Annotated in this window: 25 protein-coding genes; 7 read left to right on the forward strand and 18 right to left on the reverse strand. The window is 61.6% G+C overall.

What is annotated here, in order from left to right; all coding sequences use genetic code 11:
- Positions 1 to 56: 56 nt before the first annotated feature.
- The 11 genes from AAIL66_RS15365 to AAIL66_RS15415 all read right to left on the reverse strand — a co-directional run bounded on the left by AAIL66_RS15365 (position 57) and on the right by AAIL66_RS15415 (position 9970).
- Entirely contained in the window at positions 57 to 1166 is a 1110-nt protein-coding gene (locus tag AAIL66_RS15365; protein WP_343497133.1) for a YeeE/YedE family protein, read from the reverse strand.
- 96 nt (positions 1167 to 1262) lie between these two features.
- Positions 1263 to 2996: a thiosulfohydrolase SoxB gene (soxB, locus tag AAIL66_RS15370; protein ID WP_343497134.1), complete on the reverse strand. Its 1734-nt coding sequence runs from the start codon at positions 2994 to 2996 to the stop codon at positions 1263 to 1265.
- Positions 2997 to 3178: 182 nt separating this feature from the next.
- A complete protein-coding gene (soxX, locus tag AAIL66_RS15375) occupies positions 3179 to 3832 on the reverse strand; it encodes a sulfur oxidation c-type cytochrome SoxX (RefSeq protein ID WP_343497135.1) in 654 nt (217 codons plus the stop codon).
- 9 nt (positions 3833 to 3841) lie between these two features.
- Positions 3842 to 4651, reverse strand: a complete 810-nt coding sequence (soxA, locus tag AAIL66_RS15380; protein WP_034377614.1) for a sulfur oxidation c-type cytochrome SoxA — start codon at positions 4649 to 4651, stop codon at positions 3842 to 3844.
- 78 nt (positions 4652 to 4729) lie between these two features.
- Entirely contained in the window at positions 4730 to 5041 is a 312-nt protein-coding gene (gene soxZ / locus AAIL66_RS15385) for a thiosulfate oxidation carrier complex protein SoxZ (RefSeq protein ID WP_003053938.1), read from the reverse strand.
- A gap of 32 nt (positions 5042 to 5073) precedes the next feature.
- Complete coding sequence (gene soxY / locus AAIL66_RS15390) at positions 5074 to 5529, reverse strand: thiosulfate oxidation carrier protein SoxY (RefSeq protein WP_034361536.1); 456 nt, start codon at positions 5527 to 5529, stop codon at positions 5074 to 5076.
- Between the two features lie 47 nt (positions 5530 to 5576).
- A complete protein-coding gene (locus AAIL66_RS15395) occupies positions 5577 to 6647 on the reverse strand; it encodes a c-type cytochrome (RefSeq protein WP_343497136.1) in 1071 nt (356 codons plus the stop codon).
- The gene (gene soxC / locus AAIL66_RS15400; protein WP_034409824.1) at positions 6631 to 7983 is read right to left on the reverse strand and encodes a sulfite dehydrogenase; all 1353 of its coding nucleotides are present in this window, start codon (positions 7981 to 7983) and stop codon (positions 6631 to 6633) included. Before soxC ends, AAIL66_RS15395 begins: the two co-directional genes overlap by 17 nt.
- A gap of 55 nt (positions 7984 to 8038) precedes the next feature.
- Complete coding sequence (locus tag AAIL66_RS15405) at positions 8039 to 8359, reverse strand: c-type cytochrome (protein WP_034358347.1); 321 nt, start codon at positions 8357 to 8359, stop codon at positions 8039 to 8041.
- Between the two features lie 127 nt (positions 8360 to 8486).
- Positions 8487 to 8978: a hypothetical protein gene (locus AAIL66_RS15410; RefSeq protein ID WP_045839536.1), complete on the reverse strand. Its 492-nt coding sequence runs from the start codon at positions 8976 to 8978 to the stop codon at positions 8487 to 8489.
- Entirely contained in the window at positions 8978 to 9970 is a 993-nt protein-coding gene (locus tag AAIL66_RS15415) for an MBL fold metallo-hydrolase (protein ID WP_343497137.1), read from the reverse strand. The genes AAIL66_RS15410 and AAIL66_RS15415 overlap by 1 nt, the downstream gene beginning before the upstream one ends.
- A gap of 159 nt (positions 9971 to 10129) precedes the next feature.
- On the opposite strand from AAIL66_RS15415, the gene AAIL66_RS15420 reads away from it, so the two are divergent.
- Entirely contained in the window at positions 10130 to 10543 is a 414-nt protein-coding gene (locus AAIL66_RS15420; protein WP_034358353.1) for a DsrE family protein, read from the forward strand.
- Positions 10544 to 10604: 61 nt separating this feature from the next.
- Here the strand turns inward: AAIL66_RS15420 and AAIL66_RS15425 are convergent, their stop codons facing one another.
- Both AAIL66_RS15425 and AAIL66_RS15430 read right to left on the reverse strand, forming a co-directional pair.
- A complete protein-coding gene (locus tag AAIL66_RS15425) occupies positions 10605 to 10913 on the reverse strand; it encodes a metalloregulator ArsR/SmtB family transcription factor (RefSeq protein WP_003053925.1) in 309 nt (102 codons plus the stop codon).
- A 234-nt stretch (positions 10914 to 11147) separates the two neighbouring features.
- Positions 11148 to 11741, reverse strand: a complete 594-nt coding sequence (locus AAIL66_RS15430) for an NUDIX hydrolase (RefSeq protein WP_034409829.1) — start codon at positions 11739 to 11741, stop codon at positions 11148 to 11150.
- Between the two features lie 94 nt (positions 11742 to 11835).
- Between AAIL66_RS15430 and AAIL66_RS15435 the strand changes: the two genes are divergently transcribed.
- Complete coding sequence (locus AAIL66_RS15435) at positions 11836 to 12774, forward strand: MBL fold metallo-hydrolase (RefSeq protein WP_343497138.1); 939 nt, start codon at positions 11836 to 11838, stop codon at positions 12772 to 12774.
- Positions 12775 to 12907: 133 nt separating this feature from the next.
- On the opposite strand, the gene AAIL66_RS15440 is transcribed toward AAIL66_RS15435, so the two are convergent.
- Positions 12908 to 13978, reverse strand: coding sequence for a 3-keto-5-aminohexanoate cleavage protein (locus AAIL66_RS15440; protein WP_034358362.1), 1071 nt, complete (start codon positions 13976 to 13978; stop codon positions 12908 to 12910).
- A gap of 770 nt (positions 13979 to 14748) precedes the next feature.
- Between AAIL66_RS15440 and AAIL66_RS15445 the strand changes: the two genes are divergently transcribed.
- Positions 14749 to 15747, forward strand: a complete 999-nt coding sequence (locus AAIL66_RS15445; RefSeq protein WP_343497139.1) for a tripartite tricarboxylate transporter substrate binding protein — start codon at positions 14749 to 14751, stop codon at positions 15745 to 15747.
- Positions 15748 to 15824: 77 nt separating this feature from the next.
- Here the strand turns inward: AAIL66_RS15445 and AAIL66_RS15450 are convergent, their stop codons facing one another.
- Entirely contained in the window at positions 15825 to 16847 is a 1023-nt protein-coding gene (locus tag AAIL66_RS15450) for an AraC family transcriptional regulator (protein WP_034377619.1), read from the reverse strand.
- Between the two features lie 110 nt (positions 16848 to 16957).
- Between AAIL66_RS15450 and AAIL66_RS15455 the strand changes: the two genes are divergently transcribed.
- From AAIL66_RS15455 to AAIL66_RS15470, 4 genes are all read left to right on the forward strand, one after another.
- Positions 16958 to 17869: a TauD/TfdA family dioxygenase gene (locus tag AAIL66_RS15455; protein WP_012838853.1), complete on the forward strand. Its 912-nt coding sequence runs from the start codon at positions 16958 to 16960 to the stop codon at positions 17867 to 17869.
- Between the two features lie 15 nt (positions 17870 to 17884).
- On the forward strand, positions 17885 to 18487 hold the full coding sequence (locus AAIL66_RS15460; protein ID WP_039050602.1) for an alpha/beta fold hydrolase: 603 nt from the start codon (positions 17885 to 17887) through the stop codon (positions 18485 to 18487).
- Positions 18488 to 18586: 99 nt separating this feature from the next.
- Entirely contained in the window at positions 18587 to 19624 is a 1038-nt protein-coding gene (locus tag AAIL66_RS15465; RefSeq protein WP_343497140.1) for a tripartite tricarboxylate transporter substrate binding protein, read from the forward strand.
- Between the two features lie 236 nt (positions 19625 to 19860).
- Positions 19861 to 20973, forward strand: coding sequence for a porin (locus tag AAIL66_RS15470; RefSeq protein WP_224648416.1), 1113 nt, complete (start codon positions 19861 to 19863; stop codon positions 20971 to 20973).
- Positions 20974 to 21100: 127 nt separating this feature from the next.
- Here the strand turns inward: AAIL66_RS15470 and AAIL66_RS15475 are convergent, their stop codons facing one another.
- The 3 genes from AAIL66_RS15475 to AAIL66_RS15485 form a co-directional block, all read right to left on the reverse strand.
- Positions 21101 to 21451 carry a Rieske (2Fe-2S) protein gene (locus AAIL66_RS15475; protein WP_034358379.1) on the reverse strand — a complete coding sequence of 117 codons (351 nt, stop codon included), beginning with the start codon at positions 21449 to 21451 and terminating at the stop codon, positions 21101 to 21103.
- Positions 21420 to 22076 carry a DsbA family protein gene (locus AAIL66_RS15480; protein ID WP_012838858.1) on the reverse strand — a complete coding sequence of 219 codons (657 nt, stop codon included), beginning with the start codon at positions 22074 to 22076 and terminating at the stop codon, positions 21420 to 21422. Before AAIL66_RS15480 ends, AAIL66_RS15475 begins: the two co-directional genes overlap by 32 nt.
- Positions 22077 to 22167: 91 nt before the next feature.
- The gene (locus AAIL66_RS15485; protein ID WP_343497141.1) at positions 22168 to 23148 is read right to left on the reverse strand and encodes a quinone oxidoreductase; all 981 of its coding nucleotides are present in this window, start codon (positions 23146 to 23148) and stop codon (positions 22168 to 22170) included.
- Positions 23149 to 23417 lie beyond the last annotated feature (269 nt).

Genomic DNA, 23417 nt, shown 5'->3' on the forward strand with positions numbered 1-23417 from the left:
TTTCATGCTGATTCTGTTTGTCAGAAAGCGCAAGCAGCTATTGAAATTGCCGTGCTTCATGCCGTCTGTGCCAGATGGCGCAGCATCAGCACCGCCCCCAGCACAATGCCGGCCAGCGCCACAAAGCTGCCCAGGCTGAGCATGGAAATCGCACTGATGCCCTGGCCCACGGTGCAGCCCATGGCCGTCACGCCGCCCACGCCCATCATCAGCCCTCCCAGAAGATGGCGGGCCAGATCGCCACGGTCGGCAAAGCCCTGCCACTGAAAGTCCCTGCGCCACAGCGCATGGACAAAGCTGCCCAGAACCACGCCCGCGACCGAGGCAATGCCCCAGGTCAGCACCTTGTTGCGGTCGCTGAAGAACATCAGCCAGTCCAGCGTGTGCGCTACCGGTGTGACAAAGCTGAAGGCCTCGATGCGACCGCTATAGGTCGCGGCATAGACCTGCTCCAGCGTCTCGGGGTGTTCGGCCACCAGCGCCAGATGGCCGCCTAGCCACCAGGCCGCCGTCACGCACAGGCCGACCAACAGCCCGCCCAGCAGCACGATCCGGCTGCGCTCGGCGCCGGGCCGGGGATCGAAGGCCAGCAACAGCAGCAAGCCCCCCAGGCCCAGGCCCAGCACGCCGCGCAATGGCGTCAAGGGCCAGGCCATATGGCCGGCCAGCCATTCGGGCAGCAGGGTCGGGGCCGGGAATTCAAGATGCACGCTGTCCAGCCAGCGCACCCGCGCCACGGCGGTAATGCCCTTGAGCGTGGCAAAGGCGGCCACGCCCATGACCAGCAGCACCACCAGCGCCTTGAGACTGCCGCTGCCCAGCCGGGTCAGATTCCTGGCCCCGCAACCCGATGCCAGCACCATGCCGCCGCCAAACAACAGCCCTCCCGCCAGGGCCGACAGCCACAGCAAGCGGCGGCTGGCATAAAGGGCATCGCCCACCTGCAACTGACCCCACAGCGCCAGCGCCGTGAAGCCCAGCATGCTCACGGCGATGGCCATGCACCACTGGCGCGCCCGTCCCCAGTCCTGCAAATACACCACATCGCTGATCGCGCCCACGGTGCAAAAGCGGGTCTCGCGCATCACAAAGCCCAGCACAGCGGCCAGCAACAAAATGGCCACCAGAACGGTGGCCGTCAGGGAATCAAACTCGGCAGGACTCATGCGGGCATTGGACGGCGCGGCCCGGCTTCAAGGCAATGGCATATACCCCAGCCCGCGCAATAACACTGTCTTAATCGGCTTTCCAATCAGCTTTCATCAGGCCTTGGCCAGCCCCTGATTGCCGCCGACATTGATCAGTCTTGGCTCGTCAAGCCGGCGCGGCCCGAGCGTCTTGCGGTCCTTGAGCCAGGGCTCGACCAGCTCCCAGATCGGCTTGTTGCCGGCCGTCCTGGCTTCCTCGGCCACCGGCGCCCAGCCGGCCACCTTGTATTTCTTGTCCGCTTCCAGCAGCTGACCGTTCAGGCGCATGTCGCTGATGCGCTGGCCCGCGCCAGCCGCCGGGTCGCACTGGTATTGCAGACCGCCCACGCGCACCATGTCGCCGCCCTGCTGGTAGTAGGGGTCGGGGTTGAAGAGATTGTCGGCCACGTCTTCGAGCACGGTCTTGATCGTGGCCCCCGTCATCTCGGTCACCGTGGCATAGGAATAGGTGGTGGCCGTCATGTCCATCAGCCATTCGCGCGTGATGTCCTGCCCGGCCAGCAACGATGTCCCCCAGCGAAAGCCCGGCGAGAAGGCAATCGGCGCATTCTGCACCTCCATCATGGCGTCCAGCAGCAACTGGTCGCCCGTGCCGTTGAAGTTGCCACGGCGGTACAGCGTGCCGTCGGTGCGCGCCAGCACTTCGCCCAGCCGGCTTTCATAGGGCGCACGCACTCGGGTGATCAGCGCCTGCATCTGGGCATCGGCCGGCAGGATGTTGGCGAACACCGGCAGCAGTCGGTACTGGAAGCCGCGCACCTTGCCGTCCCTCACATCGAAGTCCAGCACACCGAGAAACTTGCCGTTCGAGCCCGCGTTGGTGACTATGGTCTTGCCGCCCGCGTTCTGCACCAGCGTGGGCACAGGCATGCCGTCATGCGTGTGGCCGCCCAGGATGGCGTCTATGCCGCGCACGCGGCTGGCCATCTTGAGGTCCACGTCCATGCCGTTGTGCGAGAGCACGACCACCACCTTGGCGCCCTTGGTGCGAACCTCGTCCACCATCTTCTGCAGATTGTCGTCCTGGATGCCGAAGCTCCAGTCCGCCACCATGTAGCGCGGGTTGGCGATCGGCGTGTACGGAAAGGCCTGGCCGATGATGGCCACGAGCATGCCGTTGATCTCACGGATCACATAGGGCTTGAACACCGGATCGCCGAAATCGGCGGTCTTGACGTTTTGTGCCACAAAGTCGAGCTGCGTGCCGAAATCCTTGTCGATGATCTCCTGCACGCGCTGCATGCCGTAGGTGAATTCCCAATGGCCAGTCATCACGTCCACGCCCAGCAGCTTGCAGGCATCCACCATGTCCTGGGCATTGGTCCAGAGCGAAGTGGCAGAGCCCTGCCAGGTATCGCCGCCGTCCAGCAGCAGTGCGCCAGGACGCGAGGCGCGCATGCGCTTGACCAGCGTGGACAGATGGGCAAACCCGCCCACCTTGCCGTAGCGCCTGGCCGCCGCCTCGAAGTCCAGATAGCTGAAGGCATGGGCCGACGCCGAGCCTGGCTTGATGCCCACGGAGCGCAGCAGATGCTCGCCCACCAGATGCGGGCGCTGGTTCTTCATCGCAGCGATACCAAGATTGACACTGGGCTCGCGGAAGTGAATCGGGTTGAGCTGAGCATGGCAGTCCGTCATATGCAACAGGGACACATTGCCGAACGGTGCCACCTCATACAAGGCCTTGTCGGCCAGCGACTGATCGGCGTAGGCATAGCGCTGCAATCCCATGCCCGAGACACTGGCTGCCGCCAGCACTTGCAGAAATTCGCGTTTGGAAAGACTCATGGTGATATCCGTTGGTACTTGTGCCAACCAGGGACAAGCGCGGGCATTTCCGTCGACAGGACGCTCCGCGCTATCCAAACTGGCACAAGCCATGTCCGCAATGCTGCGCCGCCCGGTCTCGTCCCCCTGCCGGATGGCTCAGCACTGCGAGACGGGCAAGCAGCAGCGCCGCTTGAAGAAGGCTATTTGTTGACGGGAGAGGCAGGATCGACAAGCAAGGCGACAAGATCTCGTGTCTGCGCTTCGGTGAGGATGCCGGAGTGACCGAAGCGGGGCATGCCCGAGCAGGCGTTGTAGGCCTTGGCGTTCCAGATCTTGCCCCAGGTGTACTCGACGATGGCTCTGGATTCGGGGCTACCCGGATCCTTGATGCCGCGAATCTTTCCATAGTTGTAGAGACTGGGGCCCAGCGTGCCAAAGGAGATTTCTTCCTTGCTGATCTGGTGGCAGTTGTAGCAATTGCCGCCATTGGCGCTGCCTGCCTTGTCGCTCCAGGTCATGCCACGACCGTTCTGGGCGATTTTTTCACCCTCCTTCCAGTCGCCGAGCAGCTTGCCATCCTGAGGCCATTTGACGGTCTTGAGATTGGCAGCTTCGATGGCTTGCGCACGCTCAGGCGCAAGCGGCTTGCCGGATGCATCGGCAGCACTGCAGGCCGCATTCGATTCGTCCTGCTGCAGGCGATCGACCTTGGCGATGCCCTGATCGCGAAAAGAGGTCTGCACCATCTTGGTCGTCAAGGCATCGATGTCCGCAGCCCCGTCGACGGAGGCACAGCCCAGCACCAGCAACGATGCGGCTACGGCCAGGTACGGCATGTGTTTTTGCTTGCGCATAGGGCCTCCTTATCGCTTGATGGCCGGTGCGGTCGACGTCCCGCCCTTGCCGTTGACGCCCATGAACACACCCAGCGCCACCGTCACGTCGCTGGCGTAACCGGGATAGGGAAAGCGCTGCTGACGGAAGCAGTCGTTGAGGCGGCGCTGCATGCTCCAAAGCTCGCCCGATGAGACCCGGTAGGCGGGCCATGCGCCAAAGCCTTCCGCAGCCCCGGGGTTCCTGGTCAGATTGGGCAGATCCTGCATGCGGATTCGCTTGCCATCCGCACCATGGCAGGAGGCACAGGCAAAATCATGCGGGCCGCCGCGCATATAGAACATGCGCTTGCCTGCCTCGTACATCTGCCTTTCCTGCGCATGGCCCTGGGGCAGGTTGAACTTCATGCCTTTGGACTGCGATGAAATCCAGGCCACCAGCCCTTCCATGTTCTTTTGCTCGTCCTTGCCGAACGGTGTTGCCGCAATCTTTTGCGCGTCCAGCCCCTGCAGCCTTTCCATGCAGGTCAGCAGGCGCGACTCCAGATCCTGCACCTTGCCCGTGTCGGCAAAATAGCGCGGCAGCTCCACAAATGCGCCCTTGACCACGCCCGCCCCCTTGCCCAGATCGCACTGCTCCATGGACGCCTTGCGGGGGCCGCGCTTTTGCTTCCACAGCTCCTCGCCCTTCATCTCGAACAGCTCGGCAGGGTTGCCGTCCTGCAGCATCTCGCGGTACTCGGCAATGCCGTCGGCTGTGGACTTTTGCGCCAGCACCGGCGCGGCCATGCACAAGGCCAGCACGACGGCAGCCGCCTGGCCCGGGGAGGAATGTCTCATGGGGCACCTCTTTGTTTTTTGATTGATTCTGGACTGGGGTGAAGGCTGGCCGACGGCCAGCCGCTGTCTCTGCCGTGCTCAGCTCACGGTCGCTTCATCGGTGCGGGTCTCGCCCTTGTTGTCCTTCCAGCTCACCGAGATCTTGTCGCCAGCCTTGGCACCCTTGACCACGAACTGCAGAAACGGGTTCTTGGAAACCGCAGGCCCCCACTCAGCCTGCAGCACCTGCTTGCCGTTGTGCGCGGCCGTCACCTCCTGAATAAACCAGGCGGGCACGGTCTTGCCTTCCGCATCCTTGCGCTGGCCGGTCTCCATTTCATGGGACATCAGCACGCGCACGGTGGTCTTGTCACCTGCAGCCTGGGCACGAATACGCATTGGATCAGCCATGTTCTTCTCCTTTTTCAGATGATTGGTTGCAATCAACCGCCGCAGCCACCGAGGGTGACCTTGACTTCCTTCTTGGCATAGAAAGCCTTGCCGTCATTGGTGATGGCCACGGCATACACATCGGAGGACTGCCCCAGCTTGGCGCGGGTCAGGAAGTTGGCTTCCAGCGCCTCGTTGACGGTGAAGGCCGCAACCAGCGTGTTGGGGTTCTTTTCCACCAGCACCAGCATCTGCTTCACATTGGGCAGGCTGGTCGCTGCGCCCAGGGGCACGACGGCCCCGTTTTCGGCGATGTCGGGCGCCGTCAGCGTCACGTCCTTGCTCTCGGCAGGCGCAGCAGCTCCCATGGCCTTGAGCACATCGGCCACGGTCTTGGCGTCGAAAGCGGTCTTGTTATAGGCAGCCTGCGCTGCTTGCGGCAGCAGGCCGGCGGCCACCAGCATGCCGAGCACGGCCGCACTGTTCCTGAGGGCGTCTCTACGTTTCATCTTTGTCTCCTTTTCATTCACTTCACAGTCGCACGACACAAGCTGCATCAGGGCTTGGCGCCCGCCGCCAGCCACTGGGCAATCACCTTGGCATCAGCATCGCTGAGATTGGGCTGGGGCGGCATGGGTGTTGATCCCCAGACGCCGGAGCCTCCGACCCTGATCTTGTTTGCCAGATAGTCCAGCTGGCCACCGTGCTTGCTGGCAATTTCGCTGAAGGCCGGGCCGACGAGTTTCTGCGCCATGCCGTGGCAAGCCATGCAGGCGTTCTTTTCCAGCAATGCCGTCGGTGCCGCACTGCCCGATTTCCTGTCAACCGCAGGCTTGACCGCCTTGCTTGCACCGCCATCGGTCTCGATGCCGCGCTGGGCACCGACCAGCCGGTTCTGCTGAGCCAGATTGCCGTGGTTGTTGCTGGCATGCTCGGGCAAGGCCGAGCGCAGCCTGGGCTCGGGGCCGCAGTTGCTCATGCAGGCAGTGGCCTGCACATCGGGCCTGGCGCTCTTGCCGAACTCATTGCCGGGCCACAGAGCATGCCGAGTCGTCATGCCATTGCGGTTGGGCAGCTTGCGCTGCACCTCGGCAATGTTCGTGTCGCTGAGCGTGAAGCTCTCGGGCACCACGCCACCGAGGTTGAGCAGATAGGCCGTGACGGCATACACCTCTTCGGTGGACAGCGACTTGGGCGCATTCCAGGGCATGGCACGATTGATGTAATCCCACAGCGTGGACACCGTGGCCACCTTCATCATGGTCGTGCGGCCCGGAAAGGCCGGATCCTTGAGCCGCGCCACATGTCCGGTCTTGATGTCCTCGGCCGTGGTGCCGCCGACCAGCGGGCTGAACACCTCGTTGGATTCGCCGAACACCCCATGGCAGGATGCACATTTGGCTTCCCACACATCCATGCCTTTTTGCACCGAGCCCGAGCCTGCGGGCAGCCCCTTGAAGTCGGGGCGCACATCGATATCCCAGGCCAGAACCTCCTTGCCCGTGGCATTGCGGCCCACGCCGGGATAGCGGTCTTCGGCAGACTTGCTCTGCGCCGCAGCGGGCCCGGCGGCCACGCCCATGGCAAGCAGCGTCAGCAGCACCAGCGGTTTACGCAAGCTGAACATTGGCGACCTCCCCGTTGGCTCGTACCGCCCAAGACTGGATGGAGTTGTTGTGATAGATGGAGCGCGTGCCGCGCGCGGCACGCAGTTGCTGGTAGGTGGGCTGCACATAACCGGTCTCATCCATGGCGCGGCTCTGGATGATGCATTCCTCGCCATTCCAGACCCAGTCCAGATTGAAGCGCGTCAGGCATTTGCCCATCACCGGCCCTTCGAGCCGGGCCGTGCGCCAGTTCCGACCGCCATCCACGCTCACATCCACGCGTTTGACCTTGCCACGCCCCGACCAGGCCAGGCCCGTGATGTTGTAGAAACCCTTGTCCAGCAGCATCTGGCCGCCGGACGGCGTGGTGACCACACTCTTGCACTCCTGAATGCTGGAATACTGGCGGTGCTGTCCGTCGGGCATCAGGTCCACATAGTGGATCGCCTCGTCCTTGGCTGCATAAGGCATATCGCCCACCTCGATGCGGCGCAGGTATTTCACCCAGCTCACGCCCTGCACGCCCGGCACCACCAGGCGCAGCGGATAGCCCTGCTCGGGCCGCAGCATCTCGCCGTTCTGGCCGTAGGCAACCAACACTTCGCCCGAGGTAATCAGCTCTACGGGGATGGTTCGCGTCATCGACGAGCCATCCGCCCCCTCGGCCAGAATGAACTTGCCCTTCTTGAGATCGGCACCGGCCATCTCCAGCAGCGTAATCAGGGGAACGCCCGTGAACTCGCTGCACGACAGCATGCCGTGTGTGTACTGCACCGTGGGCACGGCCACATTGCCCCACTCCATGCCGGTGTTGGCGCCGCATTCTATGAAATGAAAGCGCGACACCGAGGGCAGACGCATGATCTCGTCCATGGTGAAGACCTTGGGATTCTTCACCAGACCATTGATCATCAGCCTGTGCCTAGAGGGGTCGATGTCCCACCAGCCCTGGTGGTGACGCTCGAAATGCAGACCGCTGGGCGTGACGATGCCGAACAGCGACTGCAGCGGCGCAAACGATACCGAGGCCTGCTTGGTCTGGGTCAGACCCGGGCTCTGGCGGCGCTGCACATTGGCCTCGTACCTGGAGGGCTTGCCGTAGCCGTCGGTGACCACCGGCTGACCCAGGCCCTTGCTGTGTGCGGGCAGCTCCAGAATATTGGGGTCTCCCTCAGCGCTCACGGCCTGCCGACCCTGCGCATGGACGGCTGCAGCGCTGGTCGCCGCGGCCGCGAAAGCCCCGCGAATGAAGTCACGCCGACCTGCCCGGGCTTCGGCAAACACCGTACCTACATCGTCCGCCCGCACAAAGTTTTCGGGTGCCTTGCGCACCTTGCCCATCAACTGGCTTTGCATAAGCTCTCTCTTTGATCTTTGGTGGCGCTTACCGGGAAAGCACGACACGCCTGTTTCATTTGGAACCCTTGAGAATCCAGGCCGCCAGCGTCTGGGTGTCCGCATCGCTGAGTGCTGGCTGGGCTGGCATGGGCACCGGCCCCCATTTGCCGGAACCACCGGCCTTGATGCTTTTGACCAGATAGGCCTGTGCATCGGCCTGGGCCGCATATTTCCTGGCCACATCCTGGAACGCCGGGCCTACCAGTTTCTTGTCCGCCGCATGGCAGGCCATGCAGGCGTTCTTCTGCGCCAGCGCCTGATCCGCCTGCGCCAGTGCAGGCACAGCCAGCCCCAGCAGCACCGTCAAGCCACTCAGCCAGGATGCAGTTTTCATCGCTTTGGTCTCCTTATATTTATATATAAGCATGTTGTTATTTAAAGTATCCGGCAGCTCACCAGATTTGAGATCCCGCGCTAACCCTCGTTATTCCCGAACAGGAATAGCGATACCAATACCCGGCTCAACGCCCCTGCACCGCTGCCCGGGCAGTCTTCATGCGCTCATCCAGATAAGCGCCATAAAAATCGGGGATGGAGCTGCCAATCAGGCGATCAGCCACTTCCCGTCGTCCTGCTCCATGAAAAAGCACGGTGGGAGCAACCTCGATCTCCAGTTGCCTGACCATGTCGCCATGCGTAGTTGCCGTGCCATCCCAGCTCTGCAAAGGCTCACGCGACAGAAAGTGAATCTGAGTCACCAGAGCCCCGGACTGCTGCAACGGCAGCAGGTAATGTTCGCGCACGATCTTGCAATACGGGCAGCCATGCAGGCTTGCCATCACCACCAACGGCTGCTTGCGGGCCAGCGCCAAGGCCAGGTCGTGCTGCAGACTCTGACTGGTGGGCAGCAGGCGCTCAGAGGCATCGAGCGCCGCCCACGCCGGGGCCGCGCCCGCCAGCAGCAGCTGCAAGCACAGTCTTCTGCGGGCACGAAAGGAGCTGGCTGTTTCCATCACGGCTTTTCCTGCTCCATCAGCAAAAAGGTGTTGTAGGCATTCATGCGATTGGCCTCCTTGAACAGCGGGTAAGCCGAGAACCTGGACCAGTCCGTCGCCTGATAGGCCTCGTCAAACGGGTCAAGATTGGCTGCGGCCTTGCCCATGGCCTCGCGCAGATAGTGCAGATAGTCTCGCGTCAGCTGCATGTCCTGGCGCGGCTGCTCGGAGGCCGGGCCGTGACCCGGCACCATGACCTTGACGGGGAGCTTGAGCAACTCATCCAGCGCGGCAATCCAGTGGCGGCTGTCGGCCTGGCCCACATAGGGAATGCGGTTGCGAAACACCACATCGCCGATGAACAGCACACCGCTTTGCGGCAGGAAGATGGCCGTATCCTCCGGCGTATGCGATGGCCCCATATGCTGCAGCACAAAGTCCACGCCCCCCACCTTCAGCGTAGAGCTATCACCTGCCACCCATTGACTCGCGGGCACCAGGCGCGTGCCCTGGTCGACCCAGGGCGCCAGATCCTTGCGCGAAGCCTCAAGCCGCAGATGCGCGGTTTCTGAGTTGATGTATTCACGCGCCTGGGCATGGGCCACGATTTTTGCGCCCAGGGCCTCGAACACCTGCAGGCCATAGATGTGGTCGGCGTGATAGTGGGTCAGCAGCACATGGCTGATGGGTTTGGGCGTCAGCGTACGGATTTTCTGCACCAGCTCCTCGGCCAGTGCGGGCGAACCCAGCGCGTCGATCACAACCACGCTGTCATGGGTGATGACAAAGCCCGCATTGGAGATGAAGTTGCGATTGGCCGCACTGCCCAGCGCCGATACGCCCTGCACAAAAAACACATTGGCCGCCACCTGCTGCAACTCCATCACGGGCGCGCTGACCGCTTGCGGAATGAGCGACCTGGGGGCTGCATCATGCGCTGCCGCTGTACCTGTCGCTGCAATCGCTGCCCACACAAAGCTCCTCAGCGCAGCTCCTGCCCAGCTTGTCATGGCTTTGTCTCCCTTGCATGGGCAGCGCGTCATGCATGAATGCCGCCACTAGCGCTTGCCCTATTTTTGAATGTTTGCGTCATCGTTAATATAAGCAAGTGGCAATATTTAACCAAGGGCATCTTCCCTGATTCCCACAGACACCACAGGAGACATTCCATGAAGCGCCAGTTCGTTGCCCTGAGCTTTGCCCTGTGTACGGCGATTGCCGCCGCTCAGGATGTGAAAGTGGTCTATCACGTCAACACCGGCGTGGAGACCGCGGCCGCCATACTCGCCAATATCAATAACGAACTCAATGCCTCGCCCACGGACAAGATCGTGGTGGTCACCCATGGGCCCGGCATAGACTTTCTTCTGAACAATGCCAAGGACAGCAAGGGCCGCGAGTTCAGCGGCCAGGTCAGCGCACTGGTGGGGCGCGGCGTGGAGTTCAAGGTCTGCAACAACACGCTGCAAACGCGCAAGCTCGATGCCTCAAGCCTGCTGATGGAGGCCTCGCTCGTCCCCTCGGGTGTGGCCGAAGTCGCACGCCTGCAGGCCAAAGAGGGCTTTGTCTATCTCAAGCCCTGAGCAGCATACGGCCATGAAAAAAGGCGCCTGGTGCGCCTTTCTTCTTTTGGGGCTCAAGCCATCAGTTCTGTTCGATGGCAATCTGCACGCAGATGGTGCGGCACATATGGACGACCTTCTCGTTGGCGATGAAATAGTAGATGCTGACCCCTTCACGCCTGCGGCCCAGAATGCCGGACTGGTACAGCGTGTTCAGGTGCTGAGACATATTGGGCTGGGTCGTGTCTATGGAAGCCAGCAGCTCGGAGACGTTTTTTTCTCCGTTGCACAGCGCGCTGATGATCTTCAGCCGCATGGGCGCAGCCATGGCTTTGAACAGCTCGGCCGCACTCTCGAAAACGCTGTCATCCTCAAGCTCTGACGATTCCATGAAACACTCCTGAACACCGCTTCAGACTGCAACCTTCAAACAGAGGTGGTAGGCCATGGTGCATGGCACCAGTTTATAGGAAGGTCATGCAGCGCCTGTCATCACCCGACGACAAACACTGATTGGCATCAGGCAATCCCGAAAAAGAAGCAGCCAGCGCCTAACTGATATGAATTTCAAGCACTTTCATAGCTGAAATCCATATTCAGCGTATGCAAGCAGCTATCAAAAAAATCAAGCCGGCCTCCACTCCAGAGACCAGGCACCGCTTTGCACGTTCTGCAGCCACAAGCAGCAGCTCAGGGTTTTGGCATCCGTGACCTGGCCGCTACGCACGCCGTCCAGCAGCTCGTCAGCCGTCATGCTGCAGACATCGAGAAACTCGTCGGCATCGAGCTGGCGCTCGCCCGCGGTCAGGCCGCGCGCGAAGAAGATGTGAATGACTTCGTCGGAGTAGCCGATCGCCAGATGCATGGGGCCGGCATAGGCCCATTCGCGCGCGCTGTAGCCGGTTTCCTCCAGCAGCTCGCGCTGGGCGCAGAGCAGCGGCTGCTCGCCCGCATCGAGCTTGCCTGCGGGAAACTCCGTCATGACCCGGCCCACGGGGTAGCGAAACTGCCGCTCCAGCAGCACGCGGCCATCGTCGAGCAGGCCTATCACCACCACGGCGCCGGGGTGCACCACATACTCGCGCGTGGCCTGACCGCCATGGGGCAGGCGCACGGTATCGAGCCTCACCTGCAGAAAACTGCCCTGGTGCACCAGCTCGCTTTTGATGGGGTGCTCGATCAGATGGGCTTCCTGAGCCTGTTTGTCTTGTTGGGTCATCTCCGACTCGTCTTTCAAAGCGCTGTGGTGACAGCGCAAATACATCCAAGGTCTTAATCTTCGCAGAAGCCGGCTTCACTTTCCCCCTCAGACCATGATGCATCCCATCGACACAGCCCAGACAGACATACAGCGCCACCAGTTTGGCCGCGTGACGGTGTTTCGCGGAGCCAAGGGTGGCAAGTATCCGGACGGCAACCAGATCATGATTCGCGGCAGCGATACGCTGGCAGCGCTGGATACGCCTATCGTTGCCAACCATATCGGGGCCGAGTTCGATGCCACCGAGCTGGTGGTGATGGGTCATGTGCATGAGGACCATATGGCCGGCCTGCACCGCCTGCCGGACGCGCAGGTTTTTGCTCACGTAGGCGATCTGGCGGCCTTGCAAAGCTGGGAGGGCCTGGTGGCCACCTTTGGCTGGGCCGATTCGGCTCAGGCCGGCATCTTGCGCAGCAAGCTGGAGAGCGAATTCTTCTACGCCCCCAGACCCGATGCCAGGGGCTACAAAGATGGAGCAGTCTGGGAGCTGGGCCGGTCGCAGATCCGCGCCATTCATATGCCGGGCCATACGGCGGGCCACAGCGTGCTGCTGATCGAGCCCGAGGGAGTTGCCTTTATCGGCGATATCGACCTGACGGGCTTCGGGCCCTATTACGGCGACGCCTGCTCCTGTCTGACGGACTTTCGCCGCAGCCTGGCGCGGCTGCCCGAGATCGATGCCCGGGTCTGGGTGACCTCGCACCACAAGGGCATTTACACGGAACGCGAGGCGTTTATGCGAGACCTCAAGCGCTTTGCTGCTGTCATTGACGAGCGTGGTGCACGCATTCTCGAATGGCTGGCGCAGCGGCCCATGACGCTCTCACAGATGGTGGAGCAGCGCCTGCTCTACCCGCAAGGCTTTGATGCGCCCTGGGTACAGGGGGCCGAGACGCGCAGCATTTCCCAGCATCTGGATGAGCTGCTGGCTGTCGGAGAAATCCTGCAGGAGCGCAACCTGCGCGGCGAAGACCTTTATCTGCGGGCCTGAATCCAGAGAAATAAAAAAGCCGACTTCTCAAGGAAGTCGGCGGGGGCAGGCGCCTGGCCACGCATCCACCAGGCAAGCGTGACAAACGCACAGCGGCTAGATGAGCCGGGCCCGGTCACCCGGGCTTTGAGACTCAGGCCACAGCGTCCATGGGCTTGCGCAGAAAGCCCTGGTTGGCTCCCTTGCGGTTGGGCGCGAAGCCGTTCCTGGCCAGGGTTTCGTCGGCGGTTTCGTAGAACACGCCGATCTGCTTGATCTCGCGAGCCTGCTGGGCCGTGGCAATCGGGCGACCGAACTCGCCCGCAATGCGCACCAGCTGCTTGATCTGCTCCACGGTGCTCATCTTGCCGGTGCGTGTCTGATTCCACAGCACGTCCTCGATACCGCAGCGCACATGCAGACCCAGGGCCATGCCGATCATATTGATGGGCAGCACGTTCAGCACCGAGCTTTCCACCGTCACGATGGCGTTGTCGGGCACGGCGCGCAGCATATTGGCCAGGTTGTAGATATTGGCCTGGTCCATGCCGCCGCTGATGGCGACCCAGTTCATGACCAGCGGGCCCTTGTAGACGCCACGGCGGATCATGCGCTCTATGGTCTCGAAACTGTTGATGTTGTAGACCTGGAAGGCGCTCTGGATGCCCTTTTCGGACAGGCGACGGATATGTTCTTCGACGAAACTGGGGTTCGAGGGAACAATCATGTCCTTGTAGGTCTTGTGCAGATGCGGGAAACCGCGCGAGACACCGCGGAAGTCGTCTTCGCCGGCATGCTCGGTCACGTTCATCTGCGTGGTGTTCACGGTCACCGTCACCTGGTCGGGTACAGGAGTCAGCTCGGCCAGCATATGGCGGGTATCGTCGGAGAGCCACTTGGCTTCGCCGTCCGGGCCTTCGGGCGCAAAGCTGATGGAGCCGCCGACCTGGATGATCATCTCGGGCACACGCTCACGCACACCGGCAATAAGCTCGTTGAACTTGGACAGACGCTTGCTGCCCTTGCCGTCGTCTTCACGCACATGCAGATGCAGCACGGTGGCGCCGGCCTCATAGCAGTCCACGGCCTTCTGAATCTGCTCTTCCATGGTGATGGGGATGTCCTCGGGGAAGTCCGAGGGAATCCAGCCCGGAGCGTAGGGAGCTGCAGTGATGATCAGCGGCTGCTGGTTTTCGGGATACAGGTGACCGTCAAGAAAGTTCATGGTTGTTGTCTCCGGTTTGAGTGCGAGAAATCAGTGTCTGGACAAACTGCATCAGCCGATTTCAGGCCATTGCCGATGCGTGAGGCCAGTATCAAATGCCGTGTGAGATGCCACTTTGCATTTCAAGACACGCGCTTTCTCAAACGCGACAAGACCGGCAAACCGTGCCTGAAGATGATTGGGGCAGGCAACGGAGAGACGACATCGGTTCATGCACTGCAAAAGTCCAGGCGACTGCTGCGCACCATCGGCAACCTGCGATCTCCCCCTCCTCGCGGCTCCGATTGCAAGGCGCCCATACCGCGCCACAAGCACGCATCGAAGCCATGCAGGCTGCAGCCCTACATCGGGTAAGTGCGGAGTACTGCAGTCATCAAATGCGAAGTCGCAGGCATGAAACGCCAAGTCACCGAACTTGCGGACCTCCATCATGAATTGGTGCATTCCCACACCCTAAGCACAAGAACGCAGGGACATGCCGGCAGGTTCAGCGGATCACCTATTCGTTGGGTCTGCCCCCTGCGAGACAGAGATCGGCGTCATGCCGAATGTCTGCCCCCCATGAAAAACGACAGGAGACATCAATGACAACCGCTGTGAATTTTGCTGGACCACCCGGCCCGCAAGTGATGCCCGTGATTCGCGTCCTGCGAGCCAGAGCCGATAGCACCGCTGCAAGACAGGCGCTGAATGCCCACGTTCTTGAAGATGGGCGGGTCACAGACTCTCCCGCCAGCGCCATCTGAGCAACTCCATTTAGGGAGCAACACATGCGAAACATTCCTCGAACCCTGCGTTCCTGCGCCGCAATTCTTTGCGTCGGCGTAATGGCCAGCACCGCCGTACAGGCTCAGACCCCTGCACCCGCCTGGCCCGTCAAACCCGTCCGCCTCGTCGTTCCTGCGCCTCCTGGTGGCATCACCGATGGTGTGGCGCGCCTGGTGGCCGATCATCTGCAGACCAATCTGGGCCAGCCCGTGGTCGTCGACAACAAACCCGGCGGATCGGCCGTGATTGCCGAGCGCGCCGTGATGAATGCACCTGCCGACTGGCATACGCTGATGATTGCGCCCTCCAGCATCTGGACCGACTTTCCACTCACCGTGAAGACGCCGTTTGACGTGCACAAGACATTCACCTATGTCTCGGATGTGGCCTCCATGGTGCATATGCTGGTGGCCAACAACAGCTTTCCCCCCAACAGGATTCAGGAGGTGCTGGACTATGCAAAGAAGAGCTCCGGCCCCATCAATATCGCCAACCTGAGCCCCGGCACTCGCTCCGACATGCTGGGTGCGCTGCTGAGCGAGAAAAGCGGCGGCAAGATCACCGCCGTGCCCTACAAGGGCTCGGCCCCTGCCATCGTCGACCTGATCGGCAATCAGGTACAACTGACCTTTGAAGTGGTGACCAATGCAGCCCCGCTGGTCAAGGCCGGCAAGATCAAGGCCCTGGGCGTGGTCTCGCCCAACCGCTCGCGCCTGCTACCCGATGTGCCCAGCTTTGCCGAGCAGAACATGCCCGACTTTGTGCTGCCCGATGCCAGTGTGGGATTGTTCGTGCTGAGCAGCACGCCCCAGGCCCTGATCCAGAAGGTGCGCCAGGAAATGGACAAGGTGACTCAATCCGCCAAGTTTCAGGCGCAGCTCAAAACCCAGGGCTTTGACGCACCCCAGCCCAGCACGATGACGGAGCTGCAACAAAAAATGCTGAACACGGTGGAGCAGAACCGCAAAATTCTGAGCAAGCTCAGAATCGCCAGCAACTGAAGGACGCTGGCGTAGCCGCCCTCTCCCTGGGGTGACACTTTGGTAGTGTGTTTGGCGGGCCCTTACGGCCCGCTTTTTTATGCGCCGCCTGTGCCTTCGGTCTGCGCCTTGGCACGGCTGTCCTTGGCACTGCAGCCGAACTGGCTCTGATACCAGCGTGAAAAACTGCTGGGGGCCGTAAAGCCCAGCAGCTCGGCCACTTCGGTCAGAGAGCGGTTGCTCTCGAACACATAGCGCACGGCCAGCTCCTTGCGGATATCGTTCATCAGCGAGGAAAAGCTCTGGCCCTTTTCCGTCAGCCGGCGCTGAATGGTGCGTGGCACCACACCCAGGTGCTCGCTGACTTTCTCAATGCTGCAGCGCCCGCTGGGCAACAGCAGCAAGATGGTGCGGCGCACATCGTCCAGCACTGCTTCCTCGCTCATGGGAGCCACGGACTCCAGCAGCTTCTGGGCATAGCGCACCATGGCAGGGTCGGCAAATTCGTTGCGCGTATCGAGATCGGCCTTGACGCAAACAATGCAGTTGAACTCTTGATTGAACTCCACGCGCGGGCCGAACATCAGGTGATGCATGCTCAGGTCCTTGGGCGCGGCGTGCTCGAAACACACCATGCGAGGCTGCCAGTCGCGACCTATCAGCTGCCGAATGGCGCGCACCATCACGCCCAGCGCCAGCTCCACGCGCTGGCGCGTAGGCTCATGGGCACGGCCGGCCAGCAACAGCTCACGGATCAGCACCGTGTCGGCCTGCTCGTCCAGCTCCAGCGTCATGGCGCCGTTGAGCAGGGCCAGATGACGCACCAGCAGGTTCAGCGAATCGCGCAGCGTAGCCTGATCGCGAATCAGCAGGCCCACCGGCCCCATATTGGACAGCAGGCGCGAGCGCGCCATGCACAGACCAAAGCTTTCATTGCCCGACTGCATGGCCGAGGCCTGCAGCAAACGCCCCACCTTGTCCACCGGAATCATCAGATCCGGCTCGTCGAGCACACCGGGGCTCAGGCCGGCATCGAGCAGCATGCGCGCGCCATTCAGCCCCGAAGCCTGGGCGACTTCGGCGTAATTGGTCAAGCAGGCTGCGCGAACGAGAGAGGCCATGGGGTTTCACTAACTTGGCACTAATTGCAAAGCACCAGTCATGTAATGACAAGCGCCGATCGAGGGGAGTTTTCACACTGGCGACATTGATTCTATAAGGAGACTTCCCAATGAAAAACAAGGTTGGCGCAGCACCCGCCCTTATCCGCTCCAGCTCTTTGACCCGCTCGCTGGAAGTCAATCCTCTGACCTGCTCCATCGGTGCGGAGCTGTCCAACGTTCACCTGGGAGCGGCCGCCGAGGACGAAGGCCTGATGGCCGAAATCCGCCAGGCACTGCTCAAGCACCGCGTGATCTTTTTCCGCGACCAGGACATCACACGCGCCGAGCATGTGGCGTTTGCGCGCAAATTTGGCGAGCTGGAAGACCACCCGGTGGTGGGAAGCCACCCCGAGCACCCAGGCCTGGTGCAGATCTACAAGACCCCCGACAACCCTCTGGACCGCAACGAGAACTCCTGGCACACCGATGCCACCTGGCGCGAGCAGCCCCCCATGGGCTGCGTGCTGCGCTGCGTTGAATGCCCGCCAGTGGGCGGCGACACCATGTGGGTGAACATGGTGATGGCCTATGAGAACCTGCCAGACGACATCAAGGTCAAGATCGAGCATCTGCGTGCCCGCCATAGCATCGAAGCGAGCTTTGGTGCCGTCATGCCCATCGAAAAGCGTCTGGCACTCAAGGCCCAATACCCCGACGCCGAGCACCCCGTGGTCCGCATCCACCCCGAAACCGGCGAGAAGATTCTGTTCGTCAACAGCAGCTTCACCACCCATTTCACCAACTACAACACACCCGCCAACGTGCGCTTCGGCCTGGACAAATCGCCCGGCTCCTCGCAACTGCTCAATTACCTGACCAGCCAGGCCATGATTCCCGAGTACCAGGTGCGCTTCAAATGGAGCAAAAACAGCGTAGCCTTCTGGGACAACCGCTCCACCCAGCACTACGCAGTGATGGACTACCAGCCCTGCCACCGCAAGATGGAACGCACCGCCATCATCGGCGGCCCCACGGACTGAGCCAGGAGACAGAAGATGACCTTGAAGCACACGATTCTCATCATCCCCGGCCTGCGCGACCATGTGGAAGAGCACTGGCAGACGCTGCTGGCCAAGGAGCTGACTGCGCAGTCCGTCCCCTGCGTCACCGTGCCACCGCTGGAGCAGGACAAGCTCAGCTGCCAGGCCCGCCTGGACGCGATCGACCGGGCGCTGGACGGTATCGACGGCCCCGTCATCATCGTGGCACACAGCGCCGGCTGCATGATGGTCGCGCACTGGGCGCTGCGCCGAGCCCGTCCCATTCTCGGAGCCTTGCTTGCAGCCCCCGCCGATGTGGAAACCCAGATGCCTGCCGGTTACCCCCCCAAGGATGTGCTGGCAGCCCACGGCTGGACGCCCATCCCGCGCCAGCGCCTGCCGTTTCCCACACTGCTGGCAGCCAGCAGCAATGACCCGCTGACCCAGTTGGAGCGCGCGCGCGGCTTTGCGCGCGACTGGGGGAGCGAGCTGGTGGAGCTGGGCCCCCAGGGCCACCTGAACCCGGCCTCGGGCCACGGCCCCTGGCCGCAGGCAACACAGCTGATCGAGGATTTGCAGGCTCGGATCGAAGCCCGACAGCCCGAGCCAACGGCCTGAACCGCCCGAAGACCATCACGATGAATGCGCAGCCACCCACAAGATATAAAAGGTGCGCGCAGATGGGGAGCCAGATCTCCCCATTGAAGGAGACAAGCAATGAAGGCAACGACACCCGCCTCACGCAATTCAGTGGACACCGCAGGTTCTCGCGCACTGCGCCGGAAACTAGGCTTGGCCGTCATGGCCGTGGCCGCCAGCCTGGCCCTGCCCGCACAGGCCGAGCAGACCGATGACTGGCCGACCAAGCCCATACGCCTGATCGTCACCGGGCCTGCCGGTGGCACGGCTGACACCCTGGCCCGTCTGCTGGCAGAGGGCATGCAGCAAGATCTCAAGCAGCCCGTGATCGTGGAATCCAAGGCCGGAGCCTCGGGGGCCATCGGCATCCAGGACCTCAAGTCCCATGGCAAAAACGGCTACACCTTTCTGGTGATTCAGGACGGAGCACTGAGCGAGGCGCCCCTGGCCCAGAAAGTCAGTTTCGACCCGTTCAAGGACCTGACGCCGCTGGCCCAGCTCACACGCACCGGACTGGTCATGGTCGCCAACAAGGATCTGCCGTTCCAGACCCTGCCCGAATTCATCAGCTACGCCAGACAGCAACGCGACGGCGTGGACTTTGCCTCCTACGCCACGGGCCTGAAGGGTCACACCTCGGGCATGCTGCTGGGCCAGTTGGCCAAGATCAATATGCGCCATGTGGGCTACAAGGGCTCGCCCCCTGCTCTGGTGGACCTCATGGGTGGCCATGTCCCGGTGATGTTCGATGGCGTCACCACTTCGCTACCCCTGATTCGCAGCGGCAAGATCAAGGCGCTGGCAGTCGTCTACCCGAGCCGCCTGCAGACTTTGCCAGAGGTACCAACCTTCACGGAGCTGGGCTACCCCCAGCTTTCCAAACCAGGCTGGTTTGCCGTGTGGTCCCATCCTCAAACCCCGGCAGCCATCCAGCAGAAGCTGCGGGATGTGGCGCTGGCACATTTCCGCAAGGAGTCCGTGCTCAAACAGCTCGCCACGGTGGGCATGGAGCCCGGCCAGCCCCTTACCACGGCAGAAATGACGGCCGACCTCAAAGAGGCCAGCCGCAAGCAGGCAGCCCTGCTCAAGTCCATAGGCTACAAGCCCGAAAACTGAGGCCCGGGTCCTTGAGCAGTTGCCCTCAAGCTGCTCCATTACTTATCTGCTTCAAGACCTCTGCCCGGTGCCCCCTTGGCACCGTGGGCGGCCGCACCCGGCTCAAGTCCTTTGGCGGGATTAGAGCTGGGGGCTTGCCTGCGCCTTCAACCCATCCCCAGGCCCGGCCTTGCCCTGCTGTGTTTTTCGTCGGTTTGCCATCAGGCATCTTTTTTCAACGGTTCAAGGAGACATGAGTGACTACAAAAAAAATGGCTTTCAATGCGCTGAGCGCTCTCGCATGCACGCTGGCGCCGCTGGCGGCCTCGGCACAATCCTCTGTGCAGGTCTATGGCGTGGTGGATATGGCCGTATCCAATTACCGCGGCGCTGGCGCAGGCTCGCGTCAGATGCTGACCTCCAGCGGCAATCAGGCCAGCCGCCTGGGCTTCAAGGGCCGTGAAGATCTCGGCAGCGGTCTGGCCGCCGGCTTTGATCTGGAAGCGGGTCTCAATACCGACAACGGCACCGGCCAGGCCTCCAACACCAACAACCAGCCTTCGGGGGCAGGCAGCAGCAACGGCCTGAGCTTCAACCGCAAGGCCCTGGTCTATCTGCAGAGCAAGCAATGGGGCGAGGTACGCCTGGGCCGCGACTATGTGCCCGCCTTCTGGAACATGTTCAACTACGACCCCTTTCGCCTGGGCGTGGGCATGAGCCTGCATGTGCTGCACGGCACCACTGTGACGGGCTTTCGGGCATCGAACAGCATTGGCTACTTCTCGCCCGGCTGCTCCAGCTCCAGTTGCAAAGGCCTGTTCTATCAGTTGATGACTGCATTCGGTGAAAACGATGCCGGCCCCAACCGCCAGGACGGCCGCGTCTACGGTGCACGCCTGGGCTATGGAGGCGAGAACTGGGATGCAGCCGTCGCCATCACGTCCACCAAGAACCGTGCCGCCGACGATTACAGACAGATCAATGCCGCCGCATCCTACCTCTGGGAAGGCCACCGCCTCATGGTTCTGGCTGCCGATCACCGCACCGGCAACCGCCTGGCAGGTCTGGACAATGCCGACCATGTACGCTACTGGCAGCTGGGTGCCATCTGGAAGGTCGGCAACGGCAATATCCCCATGAGCTTCATGCGCCTGAACCGCAATGACAACAGCGGCAGCAGCTCCAACAAGTACGCCGTGGGTTATGTGCACAACCTCTCCAAGCGCACCGCACTCTACGGCACCTATGCCTATGTAGACAACCGCGGCAGCATCAACCTGCCGGTGGCCACGGGCGCGCTGCAAGGCCCGATTCCAGTCGCAGGCGGCAATGCTTCAGGCTTTGACATCGGCATTCGCCACACGTTCTGAGTCCAATCCATGGCAACCGGCGCCTGCCGGTTGCCGGCCAGAGGACATCAATCCTGAAACCATAGAAGAAGGCCCGCAGAGAAAATCTGCGGGCCTTCTTCATCGCACATCGGCGCTCGATGGAGTATCAGCAGTTGTCAGGCGGTTTGAGCCAGAGCAGTCCCTCTCTGACAAGAACTTCATAGAGAGGAATCGTCATCTGCGGCGATGCCGTGCACTTGCCGCTGCGGATATCGAACTTGAGTCCATGCGCGGGGCAGCTCAGCACATGGGCATCGCAATTGCCGCTGGCCATGGAGGCACCCGCATGCGGGCAGCTGTTCTCCAAGGCATAGAACTCGCCTTCGACATTCAGCAGCAAGATGCTCTGACCACCAGGCGTGAAGACCAGCTTTCGCCCGCCAGGCGGCAAGTCCCGCACGGCACCGGCGGCCAGCAATGCGGGATCAGGCGAAGATGCTGTCGGCAACACGGGCATGCTCCATGGCGCGCAGCAGCTCCGCGGGCGCCACAGCGCCCGTCACCTGCAGACGCTGGTTGAACACCATATGCGGCACGCCGCCGGTATGGCCGGCCTCGCTTTGGTAGCGCAGCGCATCAAAGCGGGAAGGATTCCAGTCCAGTGCCGCCGAGTGCGCCAGCTGCTGCAGCACCATGACCGAGCCTATATCGCGGCCCTGCACAAAGTAAGCGGCAAAGATGGACTCCACAAAGCGGATCATGGATTCGCCATCGAGCAGAGTCTGGGCGTAGTTGACCAACGCACAAACCAGGCGCGTGCTGGGGAAGGTTTCAATCAGCGCATGATTGATCTGCAGGCCCGCCGCGTGGGCCGCCGAACGCACCTGGGCACGGCGAACCTCCACGGCCCTGGGACCGCCCAGCCTGGCTTCGTAGAAGGCCTGGTAAGGCACTCCATGCTCCGGGATCTGGGGCAGCAGAGTGTCTGCATGCCAATGGATTGCAAGCTGCTGGTCGGGATATCTGGCCAGCAGCATCTCACGGGCGGCCAGCAGATTGCGCAGACCGATCCAGCACCAGGGGCAGATCAGGTCCAGCGAAAAGTCGACCTGCAATGTCGTTGCAGCGGAGCTTTGAGTCATGGCATTTATTTCCTTGGGCAATCACCGGGGTTGATGCAAAAAGGGCTGAATGGCTCAGCCCTTTTCATACCGACCTGCTGCCTTCGATATCTCAGAGCGTGAAGACGGCCGATCCCACAATCTTGCGGGCTTCCAGATCGCGGTGAGCCTGCACGGCGTCTTCCAGCACATAGCGCTTGCTGATATCCACCTTGATACGACCTTCGGCCACATGGGCGAACAGTTCGTTGGCCAGCTCTGCACGCTCCGTGGGGTCGGCGATGTAATGCGCCGATGCAGGACGGGTCAGGAAGAGCGAGCCCTTGCCGGCCAGAATCTGCGGGTTGAATGGTGGAATGGAGCCTGAAGCCGTGCCCAGACAGACCATCAGCCCACGCACCTTCAGGCTGTTGAGCGAGCCCTCGAAAGTGTCCTTGCCCACGCTGTCAAAGACGGCATTCACGCCCACGCCGTCCGTCAGCTCACGCACGCGCTTGGCCACGTCCTCATGGCTGTAGTTGATGGTGTGAACACAGCCGTTGGCCTTGGCCACTTCGGCCTTGGCATCGCTGGAGACTGTTCCGATCACGTTCAGGCCTTCCAGCTTTGCCCACTGCGACACCAGCAGGCCCACACCACCGGCTGCAGCATGCAGCAAGATGGTGTCGCCCTTCTTGAAGTCCCAGATGCGGCGCATCAGGTAAGCCGCCGTCAGTCCACGCATGGTGATGGCTGCTGCGGTTTCAAAGCTGATGTTGTCAGGCAGGCGGATCAGGGGGGCTGCAGAAATCAGGCGCTCCGTGGCGTAAGCGCCGATGGTGTTAAGTGCACCGGTATAGGTCACGCGATCGCCGACCTTGAAATCCGTAACGCCGTCGCCCACGGCCGTGATCGTGCCGCAAGCCTCGCTGCCCACGCCCGCGGGCAAAGGAGCGGGATACAGACCGGAGCGGAAATAGGTATCGGCAAAGTTCAAGGCCACAGCGCCTTGCTTGAGGCGGACCTGACCTGGACCGGGTTGGCCGACTTCAATGTCTTCCTGTCGCAACACCTCGGGGCCGCCAACTTCGTGATAACGGATTACTTTAGCCATACAAACTCCCAGTCAGATACCAATCGAAAGGTGATGCAGCACACTGCCTCACCTCGAACAGAAGCAATACGAATCAATGACTTAGGTCATATCCCCGGTATTCTTCCATTCAGACTGGACTGAATTTATGGGAATTTTTCTCTAGGACATTTCCCGAGAACGCCGCTCTCTTGCCTTTACGCGACACCACGGGTAAACACCAATACATAAAAGTTTACCTAGAAGTTTCTATTTAATTGAAAGCTTGCCGCAAGCGTTGGCCACCATAT

It is taken from the genome of Comamonas sp. F1-6, assembly GCF_039581415.1.
GTDB classification, from domain to species: Bacteria; Pseudomonadota; Gammaproteobacteria; order Burkholderiales; family Burkholderiaceae_C; genus Comamonas; species Comamonas thiooxydans.